This window comes from Actinomycetota bacterium, from assembly GCA_040755895.1.
Classification (GTDB): Bacteria; Actinomycetota; Aquicultoria; order Subteraquimicrobiales; family Subteraquimicrobiaceae; genus Subteraquimicrobium.
Genome location: JBFMAG010000122.1, coordinates 1 through 9,640, shown reverse-complemented (window position 1 = coordinate 9,640; position 9,640 = coordinate 1). Strand labels below are relative to the sequence as shown.

General features: G+C 46.9%; 9 protein-coding genes. All 9 read left to right on the top strand.

Going from position 1 to position 9,640, the window contains the following annotated elements:
• Positions 1-2,817 (top strand): LAGLIDADG family homing endonuclease (locus AB1466_05770; GenBank protein MEW6189596.1); only part of this gene is annotated, 2,817 nt, incomplete at its 5' end.
• 98 nt (positions 2,818-2,915) lie between these two features.
• Complete coding sequence (gene acsC / locus AB1466_05765) at positions 2,916-4,262, top strand: acetyl-CoA decarbonylase/synthase complex subunit gamma (protein ID MEW6189595.1); 1,347 nt, start codon at positions 2,916-2,918, stop codon at positions 4,260-4,262.
• Positions 4,263-4,280: 18 nt separating this feature from the next.
• A complete protein-coding gene (locus AB1466_05760; GenBank protein MEW6189594.1) occupies positions 4,281-4,931 on the top strand; it encodes a methylenetetrahydrofolate reductase C-terminal domain-containing protein in 651 nt (216 codons plus the stop codon).
• Positions 4,931-5,797: a methylenetetrahydrofolate reductase gene (locus AB1466_05755; protein ID MEW6189593.1), complete on the top strand. Its 867-nt coding sequence runs from the start codon at positions 4,931-4,933 to the stop codon at positions 5,795-5,797. Before AB1466_05760 ends, AB1466_05755 begins: the two co-directional genes overlap by 1 nt.
• Before the next feature lie 31 nt (positions 5,798-5,828).
• A complete protein-coding gene (gene thyX / locus AB1466_05750) occupies positions 5,829-6,548 on the top strand; it encodes an FAD-dependent thymidylate synthase (protein MEW6189592.1) in 720 nt (239 codons plus the stop codon).
• Between the two features lie 74 nt (positions 6,549-6,622).
• A complete protein-coding gene (locus AB1466_05745) occupies positions 6,623-7,417 on the top strand; it encodes a carbon monoxide dehydrogenase accessory protein CooC (protein ID MEW6189591.1) in 795 nt (264 codons plus the stop codon).
• Between the two features lie 179 nt (positions 7,418-7,596).
• Positions 7,597-8,376, top strand: coding sequence for a dihydropteroate synthase (locus AB1466_05740; protein ID MEW6189590.1), 780 nt, complete (start codon positions 7,597-7,599; stop codon positions 8,374-8,376).
• 86 nt (positions 8,377-8,462) lie between these two features.
• On the top strand, positions 8,463-8,927 hold the full coding sequence (gene nuoE, locus AB1466_05735; GenBank protein MEW6189589.1) for an NADH-quinone oxidoreductase subunit NuoE: 465 nt from the start codon (positions 8,463-8,465) through the stop codon (positions 8,925-8,927).
• Positions 8,924-9,640 (top strand): NADH-quinone oxidoreductase subunit F (locus AB1466_05730; protein MEW6189588.1); only part of this gene is annotated, 717 nt, incomplete at its 3' end. The genes nuoE and AB1466_05730, both read left to right, overlap by 4 nt.

Below are 9,640 nucleotides of genomic sequence, written 5' to 3'. Positions count from 1 at the left end.
GAGGTTCCCGTGCCTGTTTCTTATGGACCAGCCTTTGAGGGCGAGCGAGTGAGGAAAGAGCAGCTCTATGTGGAATTTGGGGGAGGTAAATCTCCATCCTTTGAATTGCTGTTGATGAAGGGCACAGATGAGGTGGAAGACAACAAGATTGAAGTTGTTGGCAAGGAAATCGACGATATCTCCGAGGGATCCTTACTCCCGCTTGGTATTCTAATTCATGTCGCTGGGAGCAAGATGCAAAAGGATTTCGAACCCATTTTGGAGCGACAAATTCATAATTTCATCAATGGTGCTCAAGGTGTCATGCATATGGGTTCGCGCGATATTGTCTGGATAAGAATCGCTAAGGGTGCCAAAGAGAAGGGCCTTAAGCTCCACCATTTGGGCGATATCATCCGAGCCAAACTTTTGGCAGATTTCCCAGCCATCGTGGATAAAGTCCAGGTTACTATCTACACCGATGAGAATAGGATAAAGGAATTACTCCCGACGGCGAGAGCCATCTATCACGAGAGAGATGAGCGCGTTGCGGGCATGACCGATGAGGGCGTCGATGTTTGGTATTCATGTACGCTCTGCCAAAGTTTTGCACCAGATCACGTGTGCGTAATTTCGCCTCAAAGATTGGGACTCTGTGGGGCTTATAATTGGCTCGATGGAAAGGCTTCCTATGAAATAAATCCCACAGGACCCAATCAACCGGTGAACAAAGGGGAAATCATCGATCCAGTTAAGGGTCAGTTCAAAGGGGTAAACGAATTCGTCTACAAAGCCTCTCATAACAAGATAGAAAGGGTCAGCATGTATAGCATGATGGAAGACCCGATGACCTCATGTCTTGTCGCAGATACCGAAATAATCATCGATGACAAACCTGTCAAAATAGCCGATTTTGTCAATGCACATCAAGGAGGCGAGGAATATACAAAATCCAGAGTTTTAACACTTAATCATGGACGTGCCATTTCTAAGAATTTGGTGGCGATGCAAAAATTTCCCGCTCCAAGGAAGTTGATTAAGTTAGTGACAAAATCCGGTGTGGAGCTAGTACTCACCCCGGACCATGGGGTAGCGATCGATCGACCTGAGGGGTTAAGCTGGATAAGGGCTGATCAAATAGGGGTTGGAGATCGGGTTATTTCCCTTAAAAAGTTAAACCTCGAAACAGATTTACCCGAAATGATCGATCTTATTCCCGATGATTTCAGGGTAATAGATGATGAGCTTCTTCAAACTCTCAAAGGCAAATTGAAAGCTCGCTATGGATCATTTGCAGCTGCGTGTCGTGAAATGGGCATAAAATCTGATCCTAGGATAAAATCACTTCCCATGGGTATATTAAAGAGAGTTGTAACCGAATTGGGCGAGGACTGGAGTCGAGTAAAGAGATTAATAAGAAGAATGAATCGAGGCGCTTCTGTGGTGGATATCCCCCAAATGAGCCCCGAACTATTTTATTTGATGGGGTTGGTTGCCTCGGATGGTTCAATAACCAAGAGAGGTAAATATGAATATTTCATAAGTTTCATTAACACCAGCGAAAATTTAATCACCGTGTTCAAGGATACTTATCAGCAGCTATTTCCCTCTCGACATATTGGGGTCAGGAAAAGGAGGTTAAACCCTTCAACCATTCGAGATCGAAAAGTAAAACCGGTTAAGACCTGTTTCCACTGCTACTTCAATAACCCGGTATTTGGTGCCCTCTGTGAGCGCTATGGAATTAAAATCGGGTCTCGAGGAAATTGGAATATAGGAAGAATGGTCTCTTTACCCCCAGAGTTCATTTCAGCTTTCATAGCAGGTCTCTTTGATGGAGATGGAAGCATCCGTATCCGAAAGTATGATGGTAAATGGAATATAGGTGAGGCGTATCTTTGCATTGAGGATAAAAGGGCAGCAATCCATCTCCAGTTACTGCTCAAGAGGCTAGGTATCGTCGGCAATATACGTAAGAGTGGATCGGTATACAAGATAGTAATGCACGGCAGTGCCCTAATCCAATTTGCGGAGTTAATCCCCATTCGTCATGAGGGAAAGAAGAGAGTTTTGGAACAAATTACGATTTTAGCTGCCGGGAAGGAAATGGACAGATCTCAACAAGAAGTGCTACCTTTAGCGGCTGGTAAGGAAATTGCCAAGCTAGCAGCGGGTAAAGGTATCTTAAATTCCAGCACGCTCTTTTATTACAAGACTGGGAGATCAAGACCCGTACGTTCCCAGGTGCAAAAGTTATTGGATTCATCCCAGGAATTTGATATTCCGGATTGGATGATCGATGGCGATTACTTTTTGGACAGCATCGTCAAAGCGGAGGAAGTCAACAATAAAGGCGAATGTGATTTTGTTTATAACCTCACGGTCGCAAAAACATATTGTTACATTGTTAATGGAGGTCCGCTGGTCAAAAACTGTGGGTGTTTTCAGTGCATCGTGGCCGTTCTTCCCACTACCAATGGAGTTATGGTCGTCAATAGGGAGTTCACCGGGATGACGCCCTCTGGAATGACTTTTTCCACCATGGCTGGCATGGTTGGCGGGGGTCAGCAGACACCTGGCTTCAGCGGTGTGGGGAAGTTCTTCCTGACCAGTCCCAAATTCATCTCCGCCGACGGAGGTTTCAAAAGAATCGTCTGGATGCCCAAGGAACTCAAAGAGGAATTGAGAGATATGCTCGAGAAGCGGGCAAAGGAAATCGGGGAACCGGACTTTGTGGATAAGATTGCTGATGAGACGGTGGCTACCACTGAGGAAAAAGTTCTTGAATTCATGCAGAAAGCGGGTCATCCAGCTTTAGAAATGCCACCCATGTTTTAGCTAGTTTACAGTTTACCGTTCACGGTTCACAAAATAATTTTTAAAGTGAACGGTATACGGTGAACGGTGAACGAAATCGAGGGAAGGGAGATATAAAAGTGGCATTAACTGGACTCGATATCTACAAGAAATTGCCCAAAACGAATTGTGGGGAGTGTGGCTTCCCAGCTTGCCTACCCTTTGCCATGAAGTTGGCAGCGGGTCAGGCGGAGCTTGATGCCTGTCCCTATCTCTCTGAGGACATAAAAGAGGAGCTCGCCGAAGCATCGGCCCCACCAATTAGACTCGTGACCATCGGCGCGGGAGAAAATGCCTTGAAGATCGGGGAAGAACAGGTGATGTTCAGACACGAGAAAACCTTTTTCCATCCCCCTGGGATGGGTCTAATCATTGAGGATACAGATCCTCAAGAAATCATCGATGGGAAGATAAACCAAACTCGCGAGGTCAAATTCGAGAGAGTGGGACAGATATTAAAATCCGATATCATCGCTATCAAGGCTTCCTCCGGAGACGCTTCAAAATTCGTCTCCCTTGTGGGAAAGGTAAAGGATACACTGGATATCCCCATGGTTCTCACGAGCGATGATCCTGAAATCATGAAAGCTGCCCTTTCGATATGTGCTGAAGATAAGCCCTTGATTTATGCGGCAAATAATGAAAATTCTGAAGCCATGACCAATTTATCCAAAGAATATGATTGTCCCCTGGCGGTTTCTGCGAACGGCCTGGAGGATCTATCTTCTCTTGTGGAAAAGATCCTCGCCTTGGGCGTCAAGCATCTGGTATTGGATCCGGGTTCCGAAAATGTTGGCTCCGCCCTGCGTGATCTGGTACTCATCCGTCGAGCGGCGCTGAAGCAGAAGTTTCGTCCCTTGGGTTATCCGGTGATAACATTTCCCTGCTCTCAAACTGAGGATGATCTTATAGAAGCAGCCTTGGCTGCGATATACATCATGAAATACGGGGGAATAATTCTCCTGCGGAACCTGGAGCCTTGGAAGGCATTGCCCCTTTTTGTGCTCCGCCAAAACATCTACACGGATCCCCAACGCCCCATGAGGGTTGAGGAGGGAATTTATCCAATTGGCAATCCCAGTGAGACTTCACCGGTTCTCATCACCTCCAACTTTTCTTTAACCTATTTCATAGTTTCAGGCGAGATAGAAGCGAGCAAAATTCCCTCATGGCTCCTCGTTCTGGATACGGAGGGTCTATCGGTGATGACATCCTGGGCGGCGGGAAAGTTCGTTCCGGAAACGATTGCTCCCTTTGTGAAACGCAGTGGCATTACCGATAAGGTCGAGCACCATAAACTGGTGATACCGGGTTGCGTGGCTCAAATCAGTGGTGAGCTTGAGGATGAGCTTTCCGATTGGGAGATAATCGTCGGTCCACGGGAAGCGGGTGATATTCCGGCCTTCTTGAAACATTGGGCCGCCTAACTTTGTGAGGGGAGAAAAATGATCGTCACCAAACAGAAATCCCTTGAGGAAATCTTGAATTTTCTCGGGGACGATGAAGCCATTTTCCTCATAGGTTGCAGACTTTGTGCTGCGATGTACGATACTGGGGGACTTCCTCAAGTCAAGGAGATGGGGGAGAAGCTTAAAGCTCGAGGGAAAACTGTGTCTGGTTTTTCGGCTATTGCCGCTCTTTGCCATGGCAAAAATGTGGAAAAGGAATTTTCTGAAAGGGCAAGGGAAGTCGATGCAGCCCAATCCATACTCGTTTTGGCCTGTGGTGAAGGGGTACAGATGGTTAACAAAATCTCCGCTAAGCCGGTCTACCCCGCTCTCGATACCCTGTTTTTGGGTAGTGTTATTGAAGACCGTCGATTCGAGGAACATTGCTCGCTTTGTGGAGAGTGCATTCTAAACCTCACCGGTGGGATATGTCCTGTGACCCGCTGCGCTAAGGGTATCCTTAATGGTCCCTGTGGCGGGGTAAATGAGGGTAAATGTGAGGTGGGTAATGGCAGGGAATGTGCTTGGGTTCTCATCCATGACCGGCTAAAGTCGCAGGGTAAATTGGATAACATCAGAGACATCTTCGATCCGAAGGATTTTTCCAGAGCCCTTCACCCACACTCTATCGAAGAAGGGGATAAGTGATGAAATTTCGGGATATATTAAATTCTGGAGAGTTTGTGATCACCGCTGAAGTTGGTCCTCCCAAGGGAACCGATGTGCATGAGATGCTTCATGCTGCGGATTTGCTAAAAGAGCGAGTCTCTGCGGTTAACGTCACGGATAATCAGAGTTCGGTCATGAGGTTGAGTTCGCTTGCCGCCTGCTATCTCCTTAAGGAAAGGGATATCGATCCTATCTTCCAATTGACTTGCCGGGATAGAAATCGCCTGGCACTTCAATCCGACTTGCTGGGTGCCGCCGCTTTGGGCATCGAAAATGTTTTGGCATTAACCGGAGACCATCCAGTGGTTGGTGATCATCCCTCGTCCAAGGCAGTTTTTGATCTTGATTCGGTACAACTTCTTCAAATCATTCATTCATTGAATGAAGGAAGGGATATGAGCGGCAATGAACTCGATGGACCAACGAATTTTTGCCCCGGGGCAACCGTTACCCCCGGTGCCATTCCACTCGAACCCCAACTTTTGAAATTTGAAAAGAAGGTAAAAGCTGGAGCCATTTTCTTCCAAACCCAAGCCGTTTATGAACTCGAAAAATTCAGGGAGTTCATGGATTATGCCCGACAATTTAGGGTTAAGATCCTAGCCGGCATTCTACTCTTAAAATCAGCCGGTATGGCTCGCTATCTCAATAAAAAAGTCCCCGGCATTTTTGTGCCCAAAAATTTAATCGATGAGCTTGAAAAAGCGTCCGACCCCTCCCAAAAGGGCATAGAGATTGCCGCGCGGCAAATCCAGGAGTTGCAGGAAATTTGCGACGGAGCCCACATCATGGCCATCGGAGCTGAGGAGAAGGTGCCCAAAATTCTCGATACCGCCGGATTATAGGAAATCTACAAATCAAAGGAGAGGAAAATCGGTGCCCGAGGAGCAATTGCGCGTTATTTTATTGAAATACACACCGGACCCTGAGGAGACCATAGCCTTAGCAGGAAAGCTTTGCTATTCCCGTGTCGGTGTTCCTCAACTCAGGGAGAAGCTATCTCCTGGGGTGAAGGAAAGACTCCTCAAACTCCTTTTGGAGGGGGGTCACCATAGCCCATTAGAGCACGTCAACTTCACCTTTGCGATAGAGGGTATCTCCAGAGCTTGTAGTCATCAGTTGGTTCGTCATCGTTTGGCATCGTACAGCCAGCAATCGCAAAGATATGTGAGCGCCAAGGATTTCGGTTACATCATCCCTCCTGAGATAGTAAAAGATGATGAACTTCGAGCCAAGTTCATAGAGGATATGGAGAGATTTGCCCAGAGTTACGAGTTCTACGTTGAAAGGCTTAGGGCTAAAGGTCGCACTCGAGAGCAAGCTCAGGAGGATGCAAGATTTACCCTCCCCAATGCCGCGGAGACAAAGATCGTGATGACTATGAATGCCAGGGAATTGATTCATGTGAGCAATGTTAGGCTCTGCCAGCGTGCTCAATGGGAGATTCGCCGGCTATTTGAGGCAATAAAGGAGGAAGTGGCGAAGATTGCTCCAACTGTTGCCTCTTATATGGTGCCTAAATGCGACGACAAATTCCTCGGTTATTGCCCCGAAGGTGAGATGAGCTGTGGAAGGGTTAAAACTCGAAAACCATAATTTTCGGTGTAAATGCCTTCACAGAGGTTTGTGGATTTTGACCTAGCTATTTTTAAGTGAAAAGGTGATGAAAGGTGAAGATTGCCATCAGCGGTAAGGGCGGTGTTGGAAAGACCACAATTGCTGGAACTTTGGCTCGTCTTTTTGCCGATGAGGGATATAAGGTGTTGGCCATCGATGTGGATCCTGATGCCAATTTGGCCTCCACCATAGGGATACCCGATGAATTGGCAAAGAATATAGTTCCCCTTTCAGCCATGAAGGACTTGGTGGAGAAGAGAACGGGGGCGAAACCTGGATTTCCAGGCGGTTTATTCAAGCTCAACCCCAAGGTTGACGATATCCCGGACAAGTTTTGCACGGAGGCTTTTGGGGTAAAACTCCTGGTCATGGGAACTGTAGACAAAGGGGGTATGGGCTGTATCTGCCCGGAGAACGCCCTCCTTAGGAGTTTGATGAGGCATCTTCTCATCGACAGAGACGAGGTAGTGATCATGGATATGGAAGCGGGAATCGAACACTTGGGCAGGGGTACCGCCGAATCCGTTGATGCTCTGCTTGTTGTGGTGGAACCCAGTTTGAGGAGCATTCAAACCGCCAGATCCATAAAGAAGCTAGCCGAGGATATCGGGATCAGGCGAATTTTCCTGGTGATAAATAAAATACGAGGCGGGGAGGAAGAGGCTTATTTAAGGGAAAATTTGCCTGAACTTCCCGTTTTGGTTTCGATAAAAGAGAGCCCCAAGATTCGTCTCGCTGATTTGGAGGGAATATCTCCTTATGATGCAGACCAATCCCTCGTTCGACAATTGAAAACCCTAAAGGAAGAGCTGGAAATCAGGTGTGGGACAAGGTCGGATAGGTTGTAGGTAGTGCAAGCTTGAAGGTTGAAGTTCAAGGGATTCTAATTTCAAAATACTAGGCACTAAATAATATCAAAATCCAAAATTCAAGAAATCAAACGAAATGAAATTCGATCGTCTAGGTGTGGGTAGCTACAACAAACGCGAATAACGAACGGCGAATTGCAAAATGAGGGGGAGAAATCATGCTCGTGATAGGGGAAAAGATCAATGTAATATCCAGGAAAATAGGAGCCGCCATGAAGGCCAAAGATCCAAAACCAATCCAGGAGCTGGCCATAGCTCAAGCCAATGCTGGTGCAAATATGTTAGATGTGAACATTGGACCGGCCACGAAGGGGGGACCCGAACTCATGGAGTGGCTAGTGAAAACGATTCAGGAGGTTGTGGATGTTCCCCTATCCCTGGATACCACAAACCCAAAAGCCGTGGAAGCCGGACTTAAAGTTCATAAGGGTCAAGCCCTCATAAATTCTGCTTCAGGGCAAAAGGAACGCCTCGAAAGCATGCTTCCCCTGGCTAAGAAATATGATGCAAAGATAATCGGTCTAACGATGACCGAAAAGGGGATACCCAGAGATGCCAATGAGAGGGCGAGCATCGCAGTGGATATCATAACGGCGATGGCGGAATATGAAGTCCATCTGGAAAATCTGTATTTAGATCCATTACTCTTGCCAATAGGTGTGGCTCAGCAGCAGACCATGGAAGCTATAGAGGCTGTAAGGTTATTCAAGCAGTTACACGATCCTCCCTTAAAGACCGTGGTGGGCTTGAGCAATATTTCTAATGGAGTTCCCGCCCAAGTAAAGCCAATACTGGATCGCACCTTACTGGCGATGCTCATGACCGTGGGTCTGGATGCGGCCATATTGGATCCTTTGGACGAGGAATTAATGAAGACCCTCAAGACTGCACAGGTATTTCGAAACGAGATTCTGTACTGTCATTCTTATCTGGATTAACAGTGAGCTTTTGCGTTTTCTCAAAAACATCATTGTGATTTTTATTTTTTCAGTTTAAATTTTGCATTAAGTCGAGGTGCTTTCAGGTGCCCGAGAAGGAAAAATACAAATTTAAAACTCTTCGCCAAATTTTGGATAAGCACGGAGACGACGCTGGCTCTTTGATCCCCATTTTGCAGGAAGCTCAGAACGCCTATGGTTATCTATCCCAAGAAATTCTGGATCAAATTTCCAGGGAGACGAGAATACCCCTAAGCCAAATTTACGGAGTAGTAACCTTTTACGCGCAATTTAGACTTCATGCTCATGGGGAGCATGTTATTAGGGTTTGCCATGGTACTGCCTGTCATGTTAGTGGAGCGGAAGATATCAGTTCGACTTTGAGTGAGGAATTGGGTATCGAGAGTGGAGAGACGACGAAAGATAGAAAATTTACCCTTGAAACCGTCGCCTGTCTGGGTTGTTGTAGCTTGGCACCGGTGATTATGGTCGATGAAGTGGTCTACGGCCGCTTGACCCCTGGAAAAGCTAGGGAAGTGATCAGAAGATGATGGGCGAGAATGCTGCCCCCAAAATAGTGGTGGGATTGGGGAGTTGCGGTATCGCTGCGGGAGCACGTGAAGTCCTAGCAGCTTTTGAAAGGGAGCTAAAAAAGCAGGGTGTAAGGGCCAAACTTGGTCGGACGGGTTGCCTTGGTCTTTGTTACCGGGAAGTACTTGCCGATGTAATTACGAAAAGCCAAGGCAGGATTTCTTACGGCAATGTTATACCAGAGATGGTTCCCCGCATCGTTGAGCAGCATATAATCAACGATAAACCGGTCGAGGAGTGGATAGTACTCGGTGATGGATATACCACTCCGGATACCGATTTTTTGACCAGACAATACCGAATCGTTCTTCGGAATTGCGGTCGAATAGATCCAGAAGCAATCGAAGAATATGTAGCTCGCGATGGATACAAAGCTTTGGAGAAGGTACTCAGGGAAATTTCTCCCGATGATGTAATCTTGATCATAAAAGAATCGGGTTTGAGAGGTCGAGGTGGAGCGGGTTTTCCCACCGGTCTTAAGTGGGAATTTACCCGTAAGGCGAAAGGCGATAGGAAGTATATCATCTGTAATGCTGATGAAGGTGATCCCGGTGCCTTCATGGATCGAAGCGTTCTTGAAGGAGATCCTCACAGTGTGCTTGAAGGTATGCTCATTGCTGGTTATGCCGTAGGTGCCCAGGAAGGTTTCATTTATGTCCGGGCGGAATATCCA

What these genes read in the sequence shown, in the direction of transcription:
- AB1466_05760 (MEW6189594.1), top strand. Translation starts at nt 4,281, where the DNA reads ATGATCGTCACCAAACAGAAATCCCTTGAGGAAATCTTGAATTTTCTC.
- AB1466_05755 (MEW6189593.1), top strand. Translation starts at nt 4,931, where the DNA reads ATGAAATTTCGGGATATATTAAATTCTGGAGAGTTTGTGATCACCGCT.
- AB1466_05740 (MEW6189590.1), top strand. Translation starts at nt 7,597, where the DNA reads ATGCTCGTGATAGGGGAAAAGATCAATGTAATATCCAGGAAAATAGGA.